19 protein-coding genes are annotated in these 22,807 nt (G+C 38.1%); 2 read left to right on the forward strand and 17 right to left on the reverse strand.

Annotated features, from left to right (window positions below; translation table 11 throughout):
• Positions 1-11 precede the first annotated feature (11 nt).
• The 17 genes from topA to DYE54_RS02690 all read right to left on the reverse strand — a co-directional run bounded on the left by topA (position 12) and on the right by DYE54_RS02690 (position 19,279).
• Positions 12-2,309 (reverse strand): type I DNA topoisomerase, encoded by a 2,298-nt coding sequence (topA, locus tag DYE54_RS02610; protein ID WP_115309776.1) that lies wholly within the window; start codon positions 2,307-2,309, stop codon positions 12-14.
• Positions 2,299-3,447 (reverse strand): DNA-processing protein DprA, encoded by a 1,149-nt coding sequence (dprA, locus tag DYE54_RS02615; RefSeq protein WP_115309777.1) that lies wholly within the window; start codon positions 3,445-3,447, stop codon positions 2,299-2,301. Before dprA ends, topA begins: the two co-directional genes overlap by 11 nt.
• Positions 3,448-3,512: 65 nt before the next feature.
• Positions 3,513-5,048, reverse strand: a complete 1,536-nt coding sequence (locus DYE54_RS02620) for a YifB family Mg chelatase-like AAA ATPase (RefSeq protein WP_115309778.1) — start codon at positions 5,046-5,048, stop codon at positions 3,513-3,515.
• Positions 5,049-5,081: 33 nt separating this feature from the next.
• A complete protein-coding gene (locus DYE54_RS02625; RefSeq protein WP_115309779.1) occupies positions 5,082-5,435 on the reverse strand; it encodes a YraN family protein in 354 nt (117 codons plus the stop codon).
• Positions 5,436-5,759: 324 nt separating this feature from the next.
• The gene (locus DYE54_RS02630) at positions 5,760-6,575 is read right to left on the reverse strand and encodes a ribonuclease HII (protein ID WP_115309780.1); all 816 of its coding nucleotides are present in this window, start codon (positions 6,573-6,575) and stop codon (positions 5,760-5,762) included.
• On the reverse strand, positions 6,562-7,482 hold the full coding sequence (gene ylqF / locus DYE54_RS02635; protein ID WP_115309781.1) for a ribosome biogenesis GTPase YlqF: 921 nt from the start codon (positions 7,480-7,482) through the stop codon (positions 6,562-6,564). The genes DYE54_RS02630 and ylqF overlap by 14 nt, the downstream gene beginning before the upstream one ends.
• A gap of 288 nt (positions 7,483-7,770) precedes the next feature.
• The gene (rplS, locus tag DYE54_RS02640; RefSeq protein WP_115309782.1) at positions 7,771-8,112 is read right to left on the reverse strand and encodes a 50S ribosomal protein L19; all 342 of its coding nucleotides are present in this window, start codon (positions 8,110-8,112) and stop codon (positions 7,771-7,773) included.
• Between the two features lie 121 nt (positions 8,113-8,233).
• Positions 8,234-10,285, reverse strand: a complete 2,052-nt coding sequence (gene glyS / locus DYE54_RS02645) for a glycine--tRNA ligase subunit beta (RefSeq protein ID WP_115309783.1) — start codon at positions 10,283-10,285, stop codon at positions 8,234-8,236.
• A gap of 1 nt (position 10,286) precedes the next feature.
• Positions 10,287-11,162 carry a glycine--tRNA ligase subunit alpha gene (glyQ, locus tag DYE54_RS02650; RefSeq protein WP_115309784.1) on the reverse strand — a complete coding sequence of 292 codons (876 nt, stop codon included), beginning with the start codon at positions 11,160-11,162 and terminating at the stop codon, positions 10,287-10,289.
• A 118-nt stretch (positions 11,163-11,280) separates the two neighbouring features.
• Positions 11,281-11,997 (reverse strand): DNA repair protein RecO, encoded by a 717-nt coding sequence (recO, locus tag DYE54_RS02655; RefSeq protein WP_115309785.1) that lies wholly within the window; start codon positions 11,995-11,997, stop codon positions 11,281-11,283.
• Complete coding sequence (locus DYE54_RS02660; RefSeq protein WP_115309786.1) at positions 11,994-13,343, reverse strand: hemolysin family protein; 1,350 nt, start codon at positions 13,341-13,343, stop codon at positions 11,994-11,996. Before DYE54_RS02660 ends, recO begins: the two co-directional genes overlap by 4 nt.
• Positions 13,344-13,352: 9 nt before the next feature.
• The gene (gene era, locus DYE54_RS02665) at positions 13,353-14,249 is read right to left on the reverse strand and encodes a GTPase Era (protein WP_115309787.1); all 897 of its coding nucleotides are present in this window, start codon (positions 14,247-14,249) and stop codon (positions 13,353-13,355) included.
• On the reverse strand, positions 14,242-14,718 hold the full coding sequence (ybeY, locus tag DYE54_RS02670; RefSeq protein ID WP_115309788.1) for an rRNA maturation RNase YbeY: 477 nt from the start codon (positions 14,716-14,718) through the stop codon (positions 14,242-14,244). The genes era and ybeY overlap by 8 nt, the downstream gene beginning before the upstream one ends.
• 35 nt (positions 14,719-14,753) lie before the next feature.
• Positions 14,754-15,746 carry a PhoH family protein gene (locus tag DYE54_RS02675; RefSeq protein WP_115309789.1) on the reverse strand — a complete coding sequence of 331 codons (993 nt, stop codon included), beginning with the start codon at positions 15,744-15,746 and terminating at the stop codon, positions 14,754-14,756.
• 11 nt (positions 15,747-15,757) lie between these two features.
• Entirely contained in the window at positions 15,758-16,723 is a 966-nt protein-coding gene (mnmL, locus tag DYE54_RS02680; protein WP_115309790.1) for a tRNA modification radical SAM protein MnmL/YtqA, read from the reverse strand.
• Entirely contained in the window at positions 16,723-18,564 is a 1,842-nt protein-coding gene (locus DYE54_RS02685; protein ID WP_115309791.1) for a B12-binding domain-containing radical SAM protein, read from the reverse strand. The genes mnmL and DYE54_RS02685 overlap by 1 nt, the downstream gene beginning before the upstream one ends.
• A gap of 127 nt (positions 18,565-18,691) precedes the next feature.
• Positions 18,692-19,279: a histidine phosphatase family protein gene (locus DYE54_RS02690; RefSeq protein ID WP_172460542.1), complete on the reverse strand. Its 588-nt coding sequence runs from the start codon at positions 19,277-19,279 to the stop codon at positions 18,692-18,694.
• A 286-nt stretch (positions 19,280-19,565) separates the two neighbouring features.
• Here DYE54_RS02690 and DYE54_RS02695 point away from each other — a divergent pair, with 286 nt between their 5' ends.
• Positions 19,566-20,777: an MFS transporter gene (locus DYE54_RS02695; protein ID WP_115309793.1), complete on the forward strand. Its 1,212-nt coding sequence runs from the start codon at positions 19,566-19,568 to the stop codon at positions 20,775-20,777.
• A gap of 67 nt (positions 20,778-20,844) precedes the next feature.
• Positions 20,845-22,797 carry an NAD(+) synthase gene (gene nadE / locus DYE54_RS02700; protein WP_115309794.1) on the forward strand — a complete coding sequence of 651 codons (1,953 nt, stop codon included), beginning with the start codon at positions 20,845-20,847 and terminating at the stop codon, positions 22,795-22,797.
• Positions 22,798-22,807 lie beyond the last annotated feature (10 nt).

Here is a 22,807-nt window from a genome sequence, read left to right on the forward strand (position 1 = left end):
CCTCCTTTATACTATGCTTCTTTATTATCTTCATTATCTTCAACTTTTTTCTTGCGAGTCCGTTTTTTAGGTTGAGTTGGACAGTTTTCATTGGAACAGAATTTTTTAGTCGTTCCATTTTTATACGTTTTTTCTGTCATAATACTACCACAAGTTTCACAAGTTTCATTAATTGGTTTATTCCAAAGGGTAAAATCACAAGCGGGATAACGATCACAGCCGTAAAATACACGGCCTCGTTTAGATTTACGTTCTACAATAGTCCCTTCCTGACATTTAGGACAAGTGACCCCCGTACTTACAGTAATCGGTTTTGTATTTTTACATTCGGGAAAATTAGAACAAGCTAAGAAACGTCCAAAACGACCAAATTTATAAACCATAGGGCTGCCACAAAGATCGCACACTTCATCGCTCTCTTCATCAGCAATCTTTACACGCTCTACTTCATTCGCTTCCTCTAATTCTTTAGCAAATACTGAATAAAATTCATTCAATACATCTTGATACGTTTCTTCACCGCTCGCAATTTCATCTAAATCTTTTTCTAAATGAACGGTAAAATCTACATTGATAAATTTTTCAAAATGAGCGATTAAAAAATCAACTACGACAAAGCCAAGTTCTGTCGGTATAAATTGTTTATCTTGCTTCTCTACATAATTGCGCGTCATAATGGTATCAATGATAGGGGCATAAGTACTTGGACGCCCAATACCTTGTTCTTCTAAGGTTTTAATCAAACTAGCTTCTGAATAACGAGCTGGCGGTTGTGTAAAATGCTGTTGTGGATCAATGGCCGTATTGGTCACCACTTGCCCTGCTTCCATACTTGGAATTAACTTAGGTTCTTCCCCTTCTTTTTTCGTGTCTTCATAGACTTCAGTAAATCCTTTAAAGATTACCTTGCTCCCAGAAGCACGCAATGTATATTCACCACAAGCTAATTGAGCCGTCACAATCTCTGACTGTTGAGGTGTCATTTGACTTGCCATAAAGCGATTCCAAATTAAAGTATATAACTTTAACTCATCTCGACTCAAAAATGGTTCAACCATTTTAGGAGGAAGTTCTAAACTAGTCGGACGAATAGCCTCATGCGCATCTTGACTGCTTTCTTTAGTACCAAACACATTAGGTTTAGCTGGATAATACTCCTTGCCAAAATGATTAATAATATACTCCTTAGCTGCACTTTGCATTTCTTGAGCAATACGCGTCGAATCTGTACGCATATACGTAATCAAACCTACATGACCATAACCACCAATTTCAAGACCTTCATATAAATGTTGAGCAATCATCATAGTCCGTTTAGCCCCAAAATTAAGTTTACGAACCCCTTCTTGTTGTAACGTAGACGTAGTAAATGGAGCTGGTGCTTTTCGTGACCGTTTGCGACGATCAACACTCATAACCTCAGCAGTTTGCTTGGCTAGATCAGCCTGAATCGCCATAGCCATAGCTTCATTAGGTATACTGATCTTTTCTTGCCCTTTATGTGTCAATTCCGCTGTAAAAATTTCCTTGTTCGCCGTTTCATACTGACCTTCAACAGACCAATATTCTTCAGGAACAAAGGCCTGAATTTCTCGCTCTCTTTCACAAATAAGACGCACTGCTACTGATTGCACACGTCCAGCACTAAGTCCCTTACAGATTTTTTTCCAAAGTAAAGGACTTAATTTATACCCAACAATGCGGTCGAGCATGCGCCGAGCTTGTTGTGCATCAACCATATTTTTATCAATCGTACGCGGTGCCGAAATCGCCTCTGCTACAGCATGCTTTGTTATTTCATTAAACGTAATCCGGCATTTAGACGCTTCATCTACATTTAAAATATATGCTAAATGCCAAGAAATGGCTTCCCCTTCTCTATCCGGGTCAGTCGCCAGTAAAATAGCTTTTGATTCATCGGCTTCAGCTTGTAATTCTTCTATTAATTTTTTACGAGTCATTAAATTAGCATATCGTGGTACAAATCCATTTTCTATATCAATGCCTAGCTGACTCTTCGGTAAATCTCGTAAATGCCCCATACTTGCTTTTACTACATAATCAGGGCCTAAAAATTTCTCAATTGTTTTTGATTTTGCTGGTGATTCCACAATCACTAAAGTTTTACCATCAGGATTAAACGTGCGTGGCGGTAATGTTTTCGCTAAGTCCCCAACAGCCTGCATAACAGGTTTAGTTTTTCCTTTAGCGGACACAGCCACTTTACCTTCTAAGCGACGTTCTTCCTTCTTAGTTGCTCCTTTAGTATCATCTTTTTCACCTATTACAATGGAACGTTTAATGGACAAACTGATTCCTCCCGTATTCCAAGATTATATATCCCTTTGAAGCGGTGCGTTCAATACACTGCTTAAGCTCTAAGGACAATAAGCTTAAGTGGAGCGCTCCCTCTGAAAGATTCGTTGTCATCGCTAATGTTTCAAGCGACGTTTCCTTAGCATTTGATAATGATTCTAAAATCTTTCGTTCCTCCAAAGTAAAGCTTAACACACCCATGCCGTTATGGCTACCCATTTTTTGCGATATATCTAAATCTATCGTATCCCAATTATATATTTTGGGCAATTGTTCGACATTCGTTAATAAACTGGCCCCTTGTTCTAACAGCCAATGATTTCCCACAAAATCATCTGTTAACACATTACCAGGCACCGTATATACATCGCGCCCCTCACTATTAGCCATATCCGCGGTGATTAAAGAGCCACTACTAGCTTTTGCTTCAACAACTATGACAGCTTTAGCAATGCCACTAATAATGCGATTACGCATAGGAAAGTTACCGGCCCTAGGCTCTACACCAGGTCCAAATTCAGATAGCAATAGTCCCCCTTCTTCTACAATCGTGCGAAATAATTTAGCATTGCGACGAGGATAGCAATAGTCAAGACCACATCCCATAACCGCAATGGTAGTTCCTTTACCTTTTAATGCTCCTTCATGTGCATACGAATCTATACCACGAGCTCCGCCACTTACAATAGTAATACCATACTTAACTAATTGAGAGGCAAACCAAGTCGCCACATTTCGACCATACGGAGTACAGTTGCGAGCACCTACCATAGCAACTTGACGTGAATTTTGTAGTAACTGCCTGTTTCCACGGAAAAAAAGAACTTGTGGTGGATTAAAAATTTCTCTCAACTGCGCAGGGTATACTTCATCATCAATCCCCAATACGTCCATATGGTAACGTTCCATTTGCTGAGCCAACGTGTCTAACTCTATATTTAAAATACCTTTTACCAAAGCATTTTTATAACGCGTGGCAATTTTTATCTCTGGATCAATAGCTTTATCTTGATGAATTACATCCCAAACAGTTTTTGCTGTTTTATAATATGTTAACACTTCTTTAATTGTCACACTGCCTACATTAGGCAAGGAACCTAATGCTGCCAGTATTAATCTATTTTCTTCCACGGTAATATCCCCTCTATAGCTTAACGTCTAATTAATTCGTATCTAACACCATAATATACCCTGATTTAATTCATACGATAACTCAGTGCCTCTGCTACGTAATCAGCTTCCACGGTAAGCGACTGTTTTAAATCAGCAATTGTACGTGCTACGCGTAAAATCTTATCATAACTGCGAATACTTACTTGTAACCGTTGAAACACTTGAGCTAACATGGACTCTGCCATACCTGTTAATTCACAGGTAGCTAATAATTGACTATGTGTAAGTTCACTATTTAAAAGCGTTTCACAGAGCCCTTTTTGTTTCATACGCCAAGCTTGAAACTCCCTAGCCTGTATAACCCTTTCTCGAATAACAGCGGATGTTTCATTCACGGCTTGCCCACAAAATTCTTCATAGCTAGGTCTTGCTACTTCAATTACCATATCAATACGATCCAATAAAGGGCCTGATAAACGTCGTATATAATTTTCTCGTTGCCATGGTGTACACGTACAAACATGGCCATCTTTGCTGTTATACCACCCACAAGGACAAGGATTCATAGCCATTAATAAAATAAATCGGCAAGGAAATGCATAATTACCGCGTGCCCTTGCAATATGAATAACGCCTTCTTCTAAGGGTTGTCGCAATACCTCTAACACAGTTCGCGAAAACTCAGGTGCTTCATCTAAAAAAAGAACGCCTCCATGACTTAATGTTAATTCACCTGGCTTTGGCACAGAACCTCCACCTGCCATGCCAGCTAGTGTAATTGTATGATGAGGACTTCTAAACGGCCTAACCTGCATAAGTCCTTCATGAGGCAATAAACCGGCGACACTATAAATCTGACTAATTATCAATTGTTCTTCTTCTGTTAAAGGTGGCAATATAGAAGGCAGGGAACGCGCTAACATTGTTTTACCTGCGCCTGGTGAACCAGATAATAAAACATGATGGCCTCCAGCCGCTGCAATTTCTAATGCTTTTTTGGCAATCACTTGCCCTTGCACCTCTTTAAAATCAGGTAACAAATCTATCTTCTCAGCGACAGCAGTTGCTTTTTCGGCTAAACGAATAGCCATCTGACCTGTTATCATATTGACCAATTCATGTAATGTATCAGCAATAACAACAGACTCACCAAAACCACTTTTTATTTCGCTACCAATACTCGGTGTTGTATAAATCGTTGAAATTCCTTTTTTACGAGCCCCCATGGCCATAGCTAATCCGCCTGTAACACCTTTAATATATCCTTCGAGTGATAATTCACCAATAAATACTGAGCTATTAGCTAGCATATCTTGTTGTGTTTTTTTCAGTTTTAAAACATGCGAAGCTAATAATATCCCCATCGCCATAGCTAAATCTAATCCCGAGCCATCCTTACGTATATCAGCTGGTGCCAAATTAATAACAATACGCCGCATAGGAAATTCAAAGCCCGCATTACGAATCGCTGCTCGCACACGTTCTTTAGCTTCTCTTACAGCGGCTGTTGGTAAGCCTACTATTTCAAAACAAGGTAAACCTGCCGCTATATCCACTTCTACAGTAACAATTTCACTTTGTAAACCTAATAGAACTAGGCCCTTTGTTTTTGCATACACCGTTTACACCCCTTTATTTAACTAACGCCCCCATTAAAAACAACCTCTTAAATGTTGTATATGAGTGACTACGTCTCCTAGAACATATACTTCGACTACGTCAAATCGCACCTCCATTTGATGATTTCCATATTGAGCTAAATACAAGGCCATACTTTGTCGTATATGCCGCTGTTTTCTCCTATTTACAGCCTCACAAGGAAGACCATATTGACGACTCCGCCTAGTTTTAACTTCAATAGCCACTAATACACCCTTATCCTTCATAATAATATCTAGTTCACCACATCGAGTCCGAATATTACGACCTATTAAAACATAGCCTTGCTTTCGTAAATATTCAGTAGCCATTTTTTCACCAAAATAACCTAATTCTAAATTCGTCATCTTCCGATGCTCCTATTTAAGATTCATATATGATTAAATATACTTTCCAAGTATTTACCATAACAGGTTATTTTGTATCTGTAAAGTTAACTAACCATTGATACTCTCTATATTTATAAATCTTTCTTTTTACTTGTATTGACAAAATCAATTTATTTGTTCTAAGTTGAAATGAATAATTATTCATTTTATATATTCTTTCTTTCAGCTATACCTCAGCCAACTGTATAAATACAAAAACCAGTCCTTTGGGACTGGTTTTCCATGATACTTTATAGTATTAAATTATATAGATTCTTATGTAACGTTATATGTCTTAATATATCAGACTTTTTGTGTCTGATTCGAATACGTAAATCCTACCATACTCTTAATAGGCTCAAAACTTTTGCGATGAAGGGGCGTTATTCCTTGTTGTTCCAAAGCGTCTCGATGAAGCGGTGTATAATACCCTTTATGGATAGCAAAACCATAGCCTGGATACTCAGCCTCTAATGATTCCATATAGCGATCTCGCGTCACTTTAGCCACAATGGAAGCCGCTGCAATAGAAGCACTCTTCATATCCCCTTTTACTAATGACTCTACTGGAATTTGTAACTCTGGCAAAGGCATAGCATCCACTAATACAGCTCTAGCAGGTACCTTCAACGTACGAATGGCTTCATACATAGCCTCACGTGTCGCTCGATAAATATTTAACTCATCAATTTTTTCAGGACTATAGGAAATACAACTAACCGCTACTGCCTGTGTCATAATTTGATTATAAATCAGCTCTCGTTTATGGGGAGCAATTTTTTTAGAATCATTAAGTCCTTCGATATGAGTATGGGGTGGCAAAATAACAGCTGCTACCGTTACTGGACCAGCAATAGGGCCTCGTCCTACTTCATCAACACCAGCCACTTCATAAATGCCTTCTTCATAAAAACTCGCTTCATATGTATAGAGAGCCTCTAATCGTTGTGATTCTAGTAATTTTTTCTTTTGACGCATAACATAGGCCGCTGCTAATTTGCGCACCGATGAACGACTATCTTCTTGTGCCCACAAGAGCGCATCAAACTCAAATTGATTAGATTCTAACAAAGCTTTTATATCTTTAACTTTTAATTGATCAAACTCATTTTTCGTCATACTCTATCGTATCCTCAATTATAACAGGTTCTTCGTCTACACCATCTAACGTCAAATTTCCTAATTTTTGATTCCGATAATCTGCTAATACAATACGACGGGCCTTGTCTAAATCTACAACTCCACCACTTACTAAACAGCCTCGCCGACGACCAATGGACTCTAATAACTGTTCCATATCATCAAGTTCTTCCGGTTTTAATTTATATCGTTCGACCAATAAATTAGGATTATTTTCTTTCACTTGACGCAACAATTGTTTCATTACAGATTCCAGGTCATACACATCATCAGAAATAGCACCCGTCATCGCTAAACGAGCGGCTGCTCGTTGATCTTCTAGCTTAGGCCATAATACACCTGGAGTATCTAATAATTCAAGATTTTTACCAATCTTAACCCATTGCTGTCCCCGTGTATGACCTGGCTTATCTGCTGTACGAGTTGCAGCTGCACCAGCTAATTTATTAATTAAGGTTGATTTACCTACATTAGGAATCCCCAAAATGATGGTGCGCACGGAGCGACTACGTATCCCTTTCTTTAACCATTTATCAATAATAGGTTGTGACAAGCGTTCTACTGCTTTGACTAATTGTTTATTTCCTTTACCAGACTTAGAGTCAATAGCTAAGACTGTCATGCCTTGAGTGGTAAAATATTCCGTCCAAGCCTTAGTTTCTTTCGGATCCGCTAAGTCTGCCTTATTTAATACAATAATATGAGGTTTTTCACCAACAACTTCACTAATTACAGGATTGGCACTACTTCTTGGAATACGTGCATCCAATAATTCAATAACCACGTCAACCTTCTTCACATATTCCTTAATCATACGAGTAGCTTTTGCCATATGACCGGGAAACCAATGTACTACTGGAAACACATCTTGTTTCATATCTGCCATTGCTATCGCCTCCTATCATTTATCTTTTCATTTATCTTTTCATTTATCTTTTCATTTATCTTTGCCTAGTCAATATACATTCAAAACTAGGTTATTCAAAAATTACAAACTAATTTTAAAGTATCTAAAGGCAATATGAATCTCTTATTACTCACAAAACCACTTTAAAATACATCCGACTGATATAAAAAAACATTTTTATGCGATTCGTGTATTTCTAAAATTTAACCCTATATGTATTATAGCAAAAAATAAAGGGCTGCCATAGGCAACCCTCTATCTTTGTAATTAGCGTTTTTCGCGAATACGCGCAGCTTTACCAGTGAGATTACGTAAGTAGTACAATTTAGCACGACGAACAACACCACGACGCATAACTTCGATCTTAGCCAAACGTGGGCTGTGAAGCGGGAATGTACGTTCTACACCCACACCAGAAGCAATACGACGAACGGTGAAAGTTTCACGAACGCTACCACCTTGACGGTTGATAACCAAGCCTTCAAAAACCTGGATACGTTCACGGCTACCTTCGACAACCTTTACGTGTACACGAACGGTGTCACCAGCGCGGAATGCAGGAATGTCTGCACGAAGTTGTTCTTGCTCAAGTACGTTAATAATGTTCACTTTTATTTCCTCCTTATTGTAGACATTCTTACCCATACCTCATAGGCAGCGGACTATCTCAAATTAACGTTACTATTTTAGCACATACTATGCTCTAATAGCAAGCTTTATTTTCATTTTTTTATTTTAAAGCACTTACATTACCAATAACAGCCATCACTTCATAGGCCAAACGAAGAAGTTGTAAACGATTAGCCTTAACAGATTCATTATCAGCCATTACCATAACAGCTTCAAAGAAATTATTAATAGGTGGTACTAGTGTTTCTGGTAACGCCACTACTTTATCATAATCCTTAGCTTCTAATGCCGTTTGAGACGCTTCATACGCATTAATGGCCGCTTGGAATAACTCATTTTCTGCTTTATCTTCAAATAGAGTTTCATCAACGGCTGTATATGTTACCTCTTTTACCAAATTATACATACGAGTAAACGCTTGTACGAGTTCCACATTTTCATCAATACGATGATTCATAATCGCTGTTGCTAGCCCATCCGCTTTAGCTACCGTTACATCCTCATTCGATAAAACTAATTCAATTACATCATGTGGAATCTGGCGGTCTAAGTAAATATTTTTCAAACGAAGCAAGAAGAAATGAGCCAACTGGGCAACAATTTCATCATGTTTTGCGTCTGCTACGCCAAGTAATGTTAAATCTCGACGCCATACTGGCTCTAAAGATACATCAAGAGCACTTTCGCTAAGTGTGTTTAAAACACCAATCGTTTGACGACGGAGCGCAAATGGATCTTGTGAACCAGTTGGAATTAAACCGCGGCTAAAAGTAGCTACAATATTATCTACTTTATCAATAATACTCAAGACTTTACCAGCTGGCGTTTTAGGTAAAATATCCCCAGCAAAACGTGGCAAATATTGTTCAAAAATAGCGTCTGCTACTTCTGCCGATTCCCCATCAAGCAACGCATATTCTTTACCAATCACACCTTGTAATTCAGTAAATTCTGTTACCATGCCTGTTGTTAAGTCAGTCTTAGCTAACACCGTGGCTCTTTCCAATTCTACCATAGCATCTTCACCAAGGCCGCAAGCTTCACCAAACGCTTCACCAAGAGCTAACAAACGCTCTGTCTTATCCGCTAAATTACCAAGACCTTCTTGGAATACGATTTTCGTTAATCCTTCAGAGCGATCTGCCAAGGATTTTTTGCGATCTTCATTAAAGAAGAATTTAGCATCATCGAGACGAGCACGTAATACGCGTTCATTACCAGCAGCAACAACCTCAAGGCTCTTAGCATCCCCATTGCGAACAGTTAAAAACATAGGTAATAATTTACCGTCTTTAGATACTAATGGGAAATACCGTTGATGATCCTTCATTGGCGTAATGACAGCTGCATCCGGTAAATTCAAATAACTTTCATCAAAAGTACCACAAAGGGCTGTTGGATATTCGACTAAATATAAAACTTCTTCTAGTAAATCTTCATCCCATACAATGGTAGCTTCTTTACTAGCAGCAAGTTCCTTTAATTGTTTAGTGATCATATCGCGGCGCACATCTTGATCTACAATAACAAAGTTATCTTCTAAGTTTTTAATATAATCAACAGGATGCTGTACTAATACGCCTCGTTCACCTAAGAATCGATGACCACGACTAAAATTAGAAGAACGAACGCCTGCAAATTCTACAGGAATAACGGCTGTATCTAATAAAGCTAATATCCAACGGACCGGACGAATAAATTTATCATCTAAATTAGCCCAATGCATGGATTTAGGGAAACTTAAATCATGAATTAACTGTGGCAAAATTTCAGTAAAAATATCCATAGCTGCAACACCAGCAGTTTTATTTTCTGCATAGATATAGCCATCTTCTACAACTAAATCAGCTACATCAAGCCCTTTACCACGAGCAAAACCAATCGCTGCTTTAGTTGGATTTCCCTCACCATCAAAAGCAATCTTTGCTGATGGCCCTTTATGACGTTCACTAAGTTCAGCTGACATATCCGCTACACCATCAATCATCAAAGTCATACGACGAGGTGTCCCTAATGTTCGAAGGTTTTCATAGCTTAAATGATGTTCCGCTAATTTATTCTCTGCTAAAGTTTTAAGCTGGGCTAAAATACCTGGCATAGCGCCGGCAGGGATCTCTTCAGCGCCAATTTCAAATAATACATCTTTTGCCATATTACTTATCTCCTTTCAACAGAGGGAATCCTAATTCTTCACGTTTTGCTAAATATGCTTGCGCACAAATACGGGCTAAGTTACGTACACGACCAATAAAAGCAGTACGTTCACTAATACTAATTGCCCCACGAGAATCTAATAAATTAAACGTATGTGAACATTTTAAGACATAATCGTAAGCGGGTAAAATATAACCTTCACCACAAATACGTTTTGCTTCTTTTTCATACATGTCAAATAAAGTAAATAACATATCCGTATCAGCTAATTCAAAATTGTAAGCAGACTGTTCTACTTCATTCAAATGCCAAATATCACCATAAGTAATGGTATCATTCCACTTTAAATCATACACATTTTCAACGCCTTGAATATACATGGCTAAACGCTCTAAACCATACGTAATTTCAACTGATACAGGTTTTACATCAATACTCCCTACCTGTTGGAAATAAGTAAACTGTGTCACTTCCATACCGTCAAGCCATACTTCCCAACCAAGACCCCAAGCACCTAAGGTTGGCGACTCCCAGTTATCTTCAACAAAGCGAATGTCATGATCTTCTGGATGGATACCTAAAGTTTCTAAACTTTTTAAATATAATTCCTGAATATTATCAGGCGATGGCTTAATGATTACCTGAAACTGGTGATGCTGAAATAAACGGTTTGGATTGTCCCCATAACGGCCATCAGCAGGACGACGAGACGGTTCTACATAACAAACAGCCCAAGGTTCTGGCCCAATTGCATGTAAGAAGGTCGCTGGATTCATCGTACCAGCCCCTTTTTCAATATCATATGGTTGCTGTAAAATACAGCCTTGCTCTGCCCAAAATTTTTGGAGATTCAAAATTATCTCTTGAAATGTCATGTCCATTCCTCCTAAACTATTATCCGTTGCGGACTATAACTTCTGTTACAATACCAAGTCCCGTTTATATTGTCAACTAAAAAACAGTAAGAATCAATAATTAAGCTATTCCATTATCTTAAAATGCTTTTGCCTTCATGTCATGTAAAAAGCGTAAAGATGTCAATTCTTGCCCTAATTGTATAGTTGCATAAGCAAACAACCCACGCTCTAATTCTTGCCACAAGGACCGTGGAAGTTGTACGACTAATTCTGGCTGCCAATTATAATTTAAAATCTCACCTAATGCAGCCTGTGCTTGATGGGATAAATTAAATCCTGTACTGCCTTTAAATTCTGATACAAAACGAGCTACCCCATCTGTTTGTTGATATGCTTTAGCTGAGGGTATAAAGCCAGCAATACTCAATAATTGCCACCCTAATAAAATAACAGCCAATGGCACTGGCTTAGTTTGAATCAATTGAGAAAAGCGAACTACCAACTCATATAAAGTCAAATCAACTTCCTCTTGTGCAAACGCCGTGCTAATTAATTCTCCACCAAAAGCCGCATAACAAATGCTATCTAAATCACTTTCAATAGACCGAATTAAATAGACCCCATCAATCTGCTGTAATTCATAATATTCACCATTAGGGCTCAAGGTAATATACACCTTACTAAACGGCTGTAAATAACCCACATTTTTTAAACTTTGCCAGCGGCGTTGTGGTATAGAACAGTGAATAATACCTCGTTGTTTTGTCAAAAATGTAACGATTGAATAGATCTTACGTTTTCGCCGATACAGTACAATGGCCTCACAATTAATCGTTAACTTCGCAGTGCTCATGTTGGCTCTTCCTCAGCTGATGTATCCTCTTCCTTCGGCGGTGCCGGTGTTGCTTTTAAGCGCGCAATCCGGTAGCCTTGCATTTCAGTAACGGTAAATATGTATCCTTCGGCTTCAACGGTATCCCCCACTACAGGAGTTCGCTCTAAAATACCAAAAATATAACCACCAATTGTATCTTCTTCTGGATCATTAAAATCAACACGCATAGCATATTCTACTTCATCTACCAATACCTTACCATCGAAATCAAATGTACCATCTTCATTGATCATAACAGCTGGTAAATCAGTTTCATGCTCATCTTTAATATCACCAACAAGTTCTTCAATAATATCTTCCAGACATACCAGTCCTACCATACCACCGTATTCATCAACAACCACGGCCTGATAAATTCGACGGGTCCGCATATACTGAAGTAAAACAGACAATTTCATAACTTCTGGAATGGTTAAAATATCACGACGAACAAGACGTAAATCCTTACGCGCCTTTTCTTTTTGTTCCATCAAATCTTTAATGTGAACCAATCCAATAACATGGTCTTTATCTTCCATACATAGCGGATATCTTGTATGACTCGTTGCTGAAATACTTTTTAACGTATCCTCAAAATCATCTTCTACAAAGATACAGTCTACATCCTGACGTGGAATCATTACTTCGCGCGCCATCCGCTCTACGAAGTCAAACACATTGTCAATGAGTTCCCCTTCTACTTGGTCTAATTGCCCCTCCAAATGACTTCGATTAACCATCATACGAATTTCTTCTTCCGTATGAACTAAATCGAGTTCATTTTTATAAAGCGTGCCAAAACTTTTCAGTAAAATAGCACTTACATATTGAGCAATTAACACAAAAGGCGTAGCAATGGCCCCAAAGGCAACAACAAATTTAGATGTCCAACGTACATAACGAATTGGAAATGATAAACCAAGCGCTTTAGGAATAATTTCACCAAAGGTCAAAATAATCAAAGCAAATAAGGCTAATACGATAATATCAAATAAACTCGTAAGCCATTCATTATCAAGGCCTAATTGTTGTTCCCATACATCAATATAAGGAGCAATCAACGTGCTGCCTACACTAGCTAGGAGAACAATAAAAAAAAGAATTAAAAACTGAGTTGTATTAATAAAGCGTTCCGGTCGTTGATATAATTTACGCAAAAAAGTTTTCGCCTCTTCGCTTAAATCCTCCATATCATCCAGATGTTCTTCACTAAGACGAGCAAAAGAAAATTTTGCTAACACTAAAATATTAATCATCAATAAGCAGAATGCGGCTAGCCCAATTATTAATAAGCCAGCCTCAAGGGGGGTATCGATACGAATCATTCCTTTCTATTATTCATAACCAAATTCAGAAAGCATACCAGACTTATTACGCCAATCTTTCTTCACTTTTACCCATAAATCAAGATACACCTTAGTTGCTAATAAGCGTTCCACATCCGTTCGTGCTTCTGCACCTAATTCGCGAAGCATACTTCCTTTTTTACCGATTATTATACCCTTTTGAGAGTCTCGTTCGCAATAGATAGTTGCTCGGATATAAGTTGTGCCATCAGTACGTTGCTTCATTTCATCCACATCTACAGCTATAGCATGAGGAATCTCTTCTCTCGTTTTGAGAAGAATTTTTTCACGCACAATATCGGCTATAATCAGCCGTTCTGGTTGATCAGTAATCATATCTTCTGGGAAGTACTGAGGACCTTCTGGCAATACCTGCTCCAATACTTGAAGAACTTCCTGAATATTATCTTTTTCCAAAGCAGAAATAGGAATAATCCCTTCAAAGGGATATAAATTTTGGTATTCTACAATCACTGCTAAAATGTCTTCTTTGGATAATGTGTCAATCTTATTAATAACTAAAAATACAGGAACATTCACATTTTTAAGCTGTTCAATAATAAAATTGTCGCCTGGTCCACGTTTTTCATTACCAGCTACTAAGAATAAAACAGCTTCTACTTCTTTTAAAGAATCCACTGCTGCTTTTACCATAAATTCCCCTAATTTATGTTTTGGTTTATGAATACCTGGAGTATCCATGAATACGATTTGTTTTTTTTCATCCATATATACACAAACAATACGATTACGCGTTGTCTGTGCTTTATCTGAAACAATAACAATCTTATCACCAATAAGCGCATTAATTAATGTCGATTTTCCCACATTTGGACGACCAACAACGGCTACAAATCCAGATTTAAAGTGTTTATCTTTATTCATTATATGGTGCATCCTCCCGCACATAGCCTAAATTACCTAATACAAATTCTTCTTCTTGGCGCATTTCTTTTTTATCAGCATCAGTCATATGGTCATATCCTAAAATATGCAAACAACCATGGACTGTTAAATACGCCAGTTCTCGTTCAAACGGATGTCCATATTCTTCCGCTTGTTCAGCTGTCCGTTCTAATGAAATAATTAAATCCCCCAATAAATGGGATTCTTCTTCACTATCCTCTTCCTCCCCTTCATTAAGGGCAAAAGAAAGCACATCTGTAGGCCGATCAATTCCTCGATAGGTTTTATTTAGTGTATGAATGTATTCATTATCACACAATAGAACGCTTAATTCTTCTTCTTCACCAAGACCATAGACTCTACTTACTTCAGCACATACTTTAAGAATAATTTCTTCGTAAGCCGCCTCAGTCGTCATGCCTTCTGCATAACTAATTGTTACTTCCACCGTACTACTCCTTTATACCTGACTTTTTGAAATTGTTATACTTTTGCCGCTTCTTTGGCAATATCGCGACTCGATTTTATCCCTTCATACCGTTCATAAGCACGAATAATCTTACTTACTAAATCATGACGCACAACATCTTCATCAGTAAAATGCACCATCGAAATACCGGCTAAGCCCTTTAATACCTTTTCCGCTTCAATAAGGCCAGAAATCATACGCCCTGGTAAGTCTACCTGTGTACGGTCACCATTTATAACCATTTTAGAATTATTGCCTAAGCGAGTAAGGAACATTTTCATCTGCTCTGGGGTAGTATTCTGTGCTTCATCAAGAATAATAAAGGCATTTTCTAGTGTACGACCACGCATATAAGCTAGTGGCGCCACTTCGATGATTCCTTTCATCATAAAGCGATCCACTTGCTCTAACCCAAACATATCATTGAGCGCATCGTATAAAGGTCTTAAATAAGGATCTACTTTTTCTTTTAAGTCACCTGGTAAATAACCTAACTTTTCACCAGCTTCTACAGCAGGACGTGTTAAAATAATACGCTCTACATCACGATTTTTTAGATAAAAGGCTGCTAATGCAACAGCCAAGAATGTTTTACCCGTACCCGCTGGCCCTATGCCAAAAGTAATCGTATTACGACGGATACTATCAACATATATTTTCTGACCTTCTGTTTTAGGTGTAATCATACGCCCCTTAATAGTTACATTGATGGTATCTTCAAACATAGTATGCAACAAATCAGCTTTGCCACTTTTTACCATTTTTACGGCCATACGAATTTGTTGTTCCGTAATCGCACTACTTTCATTATATAAAAAAACTAATTCTTCAAGAACACGCCAAAATTGATTAACAATTTCGTCATCCCCTTTAAGCTGCAACGTATCACCGCGACTCACTACTTGGCACGGCAATTCTTCAACCATAATTTTTAAATGACGCTCTTGCAAGCCTAAAATAGGGCCTGCCATTTCATACCGTGGAAACGTAAATGTTCGTTCCGTCATACACTACTCCTTTACTTTAAAAATTTGCGCACTGCTGAGCCATTTAAGTAATTACATAAATCACCTTGACGCACATCTCGTTCTTCCATGCGTCGTTCTATTTCTTCTTGAATCCGCCACCAGCCCATAGACCAATTAGTAAACAAGGTATTTTCTTCTGGTGCTCGTCCCACTAAACGCTGGAGTACAATATCCTTATCTAAATGGCGCAAAAAAGCGATAACTCGTTCAATGTACTCGTCAGCACTAATGAGTGAAAATTCTCCAGCTTCATACCAGTTAGCCATAAGGGTATTTTTAACAATATAAAGGGCATGTAATTTAACTTGGTCAACGCCTAAAGCAGTCAACATACGAGCCCCTTCAACCGTATCTGTCATCGTATCCCAAGGAAGATTGACAATCATATGGGCACATACACTAAAACCATACCGTTTAGTCCGTAAAACCGCATCGATAAATTCAGCCATGCCATGGCCACGATTTATTTTCTCCAGCGTATGATAATTGACTGACTGCAAGCCATATTCTAAATAAATATCTACACCATATCGTTCTTTAATATCTTGCAATATGTCTAGATACGTATCATTAATACAATCTGGTCGTGTAGCAATAGCCAGCCCTACTGTACTATCAATACAACCAGCTTCCATATAAGCTTTAAAACGTTCCGGCTCTAAATAGGTATTACTAAAATTTTGATAATAGGGAATGTATTTATAGGCCTTATACTTAGGGGCAATATGGGCAATGTTTTTATGTAACTGCTCTTGTACAGTCATGGACGCTGGTAAATTTTCATAACCAGCCCCAATTTCACCACAAAACACACAACCGCCCACACCCGCTGAGCCATCCCGATTTGGACAAGTCAACGGTAACGCAACTGGCAATTTATATACTTTTTCACCATATTTTTCTCTTAAAAATGTCGAGATTGGTCGATACCGTTTTGGTTTCGTTGTATCACTCATTAATTAGCCACTACCTCCGGTCTTACAAACGGCCGCTGCCGTTGTTTCACATCTATAATCAAAGTTACTTTTGAAAGACCTTCTTTTTGATACGTCTCTAAGGTCTGATTATCAAGAGCCCCCAAAATATGAGCTGTTTCTAAACTAACCGTATGTTCACAATAATCTTGACGAATACGTCGCCATTCCACAAAGCGATACGTTGGTATATATTGGCGCACTAACGTTTCTTCACGCCAAAATGCTTCCCCTGCTTGTAATAATTCCTTAGTCTGTTTAGGCAAGCCCAATTCATCGCCTCGCACCTTGCCACCAAAACTAACCAAACAATCATATTCTAATAGTTCTTGACTAACCACATCACCTTGTTTTTCAAAATAAACATGTAAAAAGGCCATTTGATCACGATCATTTAACTTGCGTTGATGTAAATCTTGCTGAAGCCAGGCCTTAGTCAACGCTTCAAAATAATGAAAAGCACTCGACTTTTCACGGATTAGGCGCTGTCCTAAATAACCAAATACAGTACGAAGTCGTTCACTATTATAAAAACGCTCAAATACATCTTCAAAATGTTTTAAAAAGCGAATATCCTCATAGGGCATCACATGAGTAGACAACACTTCATACGGTGCTTTCGGGTCATACACATAACTAAATTCATTACTTCGTTCTAAGCCAGATCCTTGTAATAACTTCAAAAAGCCTATCTGCAAAGCATGCGGTGTTAAACTAAATACATCATTAAAAGACTGTGCAAAACGCTCATAAGGTTCATGTGGTAAACCAACTATTAAGTCCATATGTACATGAGTTCGCCCTGCTTTAATAACAGGCGCAATCACCTTACAAATATGATCCCAATTATTATATCGGCGAATCGCCTGCAGTGTAGCAGGATTTGTACTCTGCACGCCTACTTCTATTTGCATGCGACCTTTCGGTGCTGAACTAAGTAGAGCCACTTCCTCATCACCCATGAGCACTGGCTCCATTTCTAAATGAAAATTCGTATTTGTAGCCACATCATGCATCCACTGCATTAATGGTAAATGATGATGTTTGGCACAATTAAAAGTGCGATCTACAAATTTAACTTGTTTCACCTTATGATCCACAAACCACTTAAGTTCTTTAAACGTCCGTTCTTGCGGAAAGAAACGAACTGTATTGGCATTACCAGATAAACAATATTGGCAGGAGAATGGACAGCCTCGCGACGATTCATAATAAATAATCTTATGTTCTAAATCGACCATATCTGATTCATCATAAGGAAACGGAATTGTCCCTAGGTCAGCCACTTCGGCTACTGTTTCAGAGCCAACGATTTTGGTGATTTCAGCTTCCTCTATCTGAGTATTAGCTGAATAATTTATCGGTTGTTCTAATGTTTCACCAATCCTCTGGCGCCCCAGTATACCTGTGATTTCAGGCTTAAAAGGTGATTCCTTCTTGTCTAAACGCGCCACAAGTTCCGCAAACACTTCTTCACCTTCACCTTGCACGATGAAGTCAATATAGTCATGACTTTCTAATATCCGGCGCGCCGTATAGGATACTTCAGGCCCACCTAAAACAATTTTTATTTCTGGTTTTACCGCTTTTAAAAGTGAAGCTACATGAAGCGTCATATCAATGTTCCAAATATAACAGGCAAAGCCAACAATATCAGCTTCATGCTCCGTCAAATCACTAATAATATCTAAAACAGGCATATTAATAGTGTATTCCACTATATCGTATGCCTGTCCACGGGTACGCCCATAAGCACGCAAATAACGCAATGCTAAAGACGAATGTATAAATTTTGAATTTAAAGTACTTAATACAACTTTCATCGATATCCTCATCATATGATCGCAGTAAACTACACTGCCACTTAACTAGTTATTTCTCTTTATTATAGCACATTTTATGACAACTATGATAGATATGTCATAATACACTTAATCTTTTACACAAGTTTTACGGTAAGTTGTATGTCAAAATATCACAGTTATGAATGACTGGACAATCAAAGAATTCAGCCATCAATTTACTAGCTGGCGCTGTTGGCTGTTCCAACACTTGAAAAAAAGCCTTCATAAACAGTGCGTGTGTAAAAAGCGCTACTACAGCCTCTGTACTAGCAAATCGTTCTTCCAATTTTTTATGAGCTAACTTAACACGCGTAATAAACTGACCAAAAGACTCTACTTCAGGGCTTACTTGTAAATTCGGATCCAACCGTCCCCAAAAATCGTCCACTAAAGGTCGTCGCTCCTCCATTGTAGTGCCTACACAAAGGCTAGGGTCTAAATATGTGAATTCTCGAACTAACGCCCACTCCTCTACTGCAGTTTGTGGATGCACCTGTATGGTAGGTTGTGCCGTCTCTTTCGTACGTAAATATGTAGAATGAATAATATAGTCCAATGTATTAGGTAACCGACTAGGCACTGTTCGGGCCTGCTCATGACCAAGCGGGGTCAAAGGAATCAAATCTGTTGCCTCCGTTTTAAGCCCCGCATTAGCAGCACTCTCCCCATGACGAATTAAATAAATCGTTGCCATATAAATCCTTTCCATATATTAAGATTATCGTCTAAAATCTATCAAATATATAAACTTTGCTAATTTTTAATCCTTTATAAGCGACCAAATGATACTTATCTGCTTTTATTATATAGAGTCCTATGTAGCAGGTCAAATTAGTGATAAATATATAGGTAAATAACCGTATTAGTGTTACAATGAAATTATAATTTCTGAGTATATTATATTTCTTTCTTTGACTGCTAGATGATGTCCAAATAAATGGTCTGTTTATTGCTATATAACTACACTAAGTGAGGTACTTATGCAAAACGAAGTTAGTCTTACTCAAGACCCAATAGAACCAAGTATTTTTCAAAAAGGTCGTGAATATTTACCGGCTATCTGCCATATGGTTAATGATACAGCACAAGGATCATTACCAGCCCTTTTACCTTTATTTATTACTAATTACGGTTTAACCTATGAAGAAGTAGCTATCATTATATTTTTTAATACAGCGTTGGCTTCCGTTGCCCAACCTTTCTTTGGCTATTTAGCTGATAAGCGGACGTTTTGGCCCAGTGTTCCTATGGGTATCATGATTTGTTGCCTTAGTATTACTGCTATTGGCTTTGTAAGTAGTTACGAAAGTATTATATTATGCTCATTGATTGCTGGCTTTGGTTCAGCTTTATTTCACCCTGAAGCAGCGCGTTGGGTAAATGCTCTATCTGGTCAGAAAAAAGGAAAGATTATGGGTTATTTCTCGGTTGGTGGTCAAGCCGGTTTCGCAGTTGGCCCAATATTAGCCAGTACAGCCTACATATGGGGCCCTCATAGTCTAGTTATCTTTGCCGCCATGGGCGCACTTTTAGTGACATTTTATTTATTAGCTAAACCTTATAAATTAGTAACCGCACGCCAGAAACAAACAAAACAATCACAAACTATAATCAATCAAAATGATTGGCGCAGTTTTAATATATTATTTATTATTATTGCCGCTCGTTCGATTATATTTTCTGTATTAAATACCTTTATACCTATTTATTGGATTACTCAACTTGGTCAAAATACCGCTTCAGCCAACTTCGCCTTATCAGCCTTTTTCATCTGTGGCGTTATCGTCACACTCATTGGTGGCACACTGGCTGACCGTATTGGCTTTGTTAAAGTCATTCGTTATTGCTATGTATTATTAGTCCCTATCATGCTAGCCTTTACCCTTAGTGATATCTATTGGTTATCTATGTTACTCTTATTACCTTTAAGCTTTGGCGTCTTTTCACAATATAGCCCTATTGTTATTTTAGGCCAACAATACTTAGCTAAAAACATTGGCTTTGCTTCTGGCATTACTTTAGGGCTTGGCATTACCTTAGGTGGTATCATAACACCATTAATTGGTAAACTAGCTGATATGTATGATTTACAAACAGCTTGGCTGACACTTAATCCCATTTGTTGGCTTGCTTTATTAGCTACTTTTTTAATTACAGATTTACCTCGTTTTAAACTTAAAAATAAAGAGTAAAGAGCTTTTTACACTACACTAGATACTAAAAAATTATGCACCTAATACAATATATAAGGAGTTACCTATGATTCGAATTGGTATGGGCCAAATTGAAATTGTCCCTGGAAACCCACGTAAAAATAAAGAAACAATTTTAAAAGCAATTGCTTATGCAAAAGCATTACGCTTAGATTTACTCATTTTACCAGAGCTCGCCATTAGTGGCTATTTAGTAGGCGATGCTTGGGATCAGCCTGCCTTTGTCAACGAATGTGTGAAAATGGGCGAAGATATTATTGCTGCTACCCAAAATATAGCCGTCGTGTTTGGTAATGTAGCCGTAGATCCAACTAAACATAATGCAGATGGACGTAGCCGTAAATACAACGCTATTTTTGCAGCGCAAAATGGTAAAATTCTAGCCCCACAAGAATCCCCATACCCCTTTGTAATCAAAACCTTAGATCCTAACTACCGCTTTTTCAATGAGGCTCGATACTTTACAAGTCTCACAACCGTCGCCTATGAATTACATCGTCCTATCGAAGAATTATTAGGCCTCTTACCCTTCACTTTTAAAGGACAACCATTTACAGTTGCGCCCTTACTTTGTGAAGATAGTTGGGATGAAAACTATCTTGTATCACCCACTACAACGCTTCATGAAAAGAGTCAACTTTTAGGAACACCGATTGATGCTTACATCAATCTTTCGGCCTCGCCTTTTACCTTAGGCAAAAATGAACGCCGTCACCGTATATTTAAAAATCAAGCTAAAGAATTAAATGCCCCTATTATATATATTAATTCTATTGGCTTACAAAACAATGGCAAATCACTTTGTACCTTTGATGGTCAATCGACTGTTTATAACGCTTCCGGTGATATTAGTATTCAACTACCCGCTTATGAAGCAACTGTAATGCCTATATTACTAGAACGATTAGAAAATTTGACCTATGAACCAGTCAATCTATTAGAAGGCCAACCAGTAGCTCGAAAAAGTTTTAAGCCTGCAAAACCTAACGAAATTGAGCAAATTTTCAAAGCCCTTCAATATGGAATTCGTACTTTCTTACAACAAACAGGTATCAAAAAAATCATTATTGGTGTATCTGGTGGCATTGATTCGGCCTTAAATGCTGCTTTATATGCGACCATTTTAAAACCCGACCAAATATATTTAGTCAATATGCCTTCCCAATTTAATTCATCGGCTACCAAAGATTTAGCAGCCCAATTAGCGCATAACTTAGGTTGTCACTATGCCGTTTGTCCTGTAGAAGATAGCCTCCAATTAACAACCAAGCAATTAAGTAACTTAGTTTTTACACAACCATCAGGCGAAACAGAGACTTTAGCTATCAGTTCATTTATAAAAGAAAATATTCAAGCCCGCGATCGTTCAAGTCGTATTTTAGCTGGCGTAGCGGCGGCTGTCGGCGGTGCCTTCACCTGTAATGGTAATAAGACCGAATTTACTATTGGTTATGCCACCTTATACGGTGATTTAGCCGGATTCCTTGCTGCTACCGGTGATTTATGGAAATATCAAGTCTATGGGCTAGCCCACTATATAAATCAAGAAATCTTTAAACGAGACGTCATCCCTCAAGGCACTATCGACATTATTCCTAGTGCCGAACTATCTGAAAATCAAGATATTAGTAAAGGTCAAGGTGATCCATTGCAATATGAATATCACGACCGACTATTTCAATCTTTTATAGAACCTTGGAACCGCCTAAGCCCAGAAGATATTCTGTTAGCTTATAAAGAACAACGGTTAGAACAACTCTTATCTATTCCTCAGCCAATTCACCATTATTTTAAAACAGCACAAGAATTTATTAGTGATTTAGAACGATGGTGGAACCTATTTTCTGGTATGGCCGTGGCTAAACGAATTCAAAGTCCCCCCATTATTGTGGTGAGTCGTCGTGCTTACGGTGGAGATCTATTAGAATCTCAAATGAAACCATATTATACAGAAACGTACTATGCATTAAAAGAGGATCTCTTAAACGCTAACCATTAAGAGAAAAATT

It is taken from the genome of Veillonella criceti, assembly GCF_900460315.1.
GTDB lineage: Bacteria > Bacillota > Negativicutes > Veillonellales > Veillonellaceae > Veillonella_A > Veillonella_A criceti.

Excerpts from the sequence above, each read along its gene's own strand:
- ylqF (WP_115309781.1), bottom strand. The coding sequence starts at position 7,482 with ATGGCAGATATGAAACAAGATGTGTTTCCAGTAGTACATTGGTTTCCC.
- mnmL (WP_115309790.1), bottom strand. The coding sequence starts at position 16,723 with ATGAGTGATACAACGAAACCAAAACGGTATCGACCAATCTCGACATTT.
- DYE54_RS02675 (WP_115309789.1), bottom strand. The coding sequence starts at position 15,746 with ATGACGGAACGAACATTTACGTTTCCACGGTATGAAATGGCAGGCCCT.
- DYE54_RS02690 (WP_172460542.1), bottom strand. The coding sequence starts at position 19,279 with ATGGCAACGATTTATTTAATTCGTCATGGGGAGAGTGCTGCTAATGCG.
- DYE54_RS02660 (WP_115309786.1), bottom strand. The coding sequence starts at position 13,343 with ATGATTCGTATCGATACCCCCCTTGAGGCTGGCTTATTAATAATTGGG.
- nadE (WP_115309794.1), top strand. The coding sequence starts at position 20,845 with ATGATTCGAATTGGTATGGGCCAAATTGAAATTGTCCCTGGAAACCCA.
- recO (WP_115309785.1), bottom strand. The coding sequence starts at position 11,997 with ATGAGCACTGCGAAGTTAACGATTAATTGTGAGGCCATTGTACTGTAT.
- glyQ (WP_115309784.1), bottom strand. The coding sequence starts at position 11,162 with ATGACATTTCAAGAGATAATTTTGAATCTCCAAAAATTTTGGGCAGAG.
- era (WP_115309787.1), bottom strand. The coding sequence starts at position 14,249 with ATGAATAAAGATAAACACTTTAAATCTGGATTTGTAGCCGTTGTTGGT.
- DYE54_RS02695 (WP_115309793.1), top strand. The coding sequence starts at position 19,566 with ATGCAAAACGAAGTTAGTCTTACTCAAGACCCAATAGAACCAAGTATT.
- glyS (WP_115309783.1), bottom strand. The coding sequence starts at position 10,285 with ATGGCAAAAGATGTATTATTTGAAATTGGCGCTGAAGAGATCCCTGCC.
- DYE54_RS02685 (WP_115309791.1), bottom strand. The coding sequence starts at position 18,564 with ATGAAAGTTGTATTAAGTACTTTAAATTCAAAATTTATACATTCGTCT.
- DYE54_RS02625 (WP_115309779.1), bottom strand. The coding sequence starts at position 5,435 with ATGACGAATTTAGAATTAGGTTATTTTGGTGAAAAAATGGCTACTGAA.
- DYE54_RS02630 (WP_115309780.1), bottom strand. The coding sequence starts at position 6,575 with ATGACGAAAAATGAGTTTGATCAATTAAAAGTTAAAGATATAAAAGCT.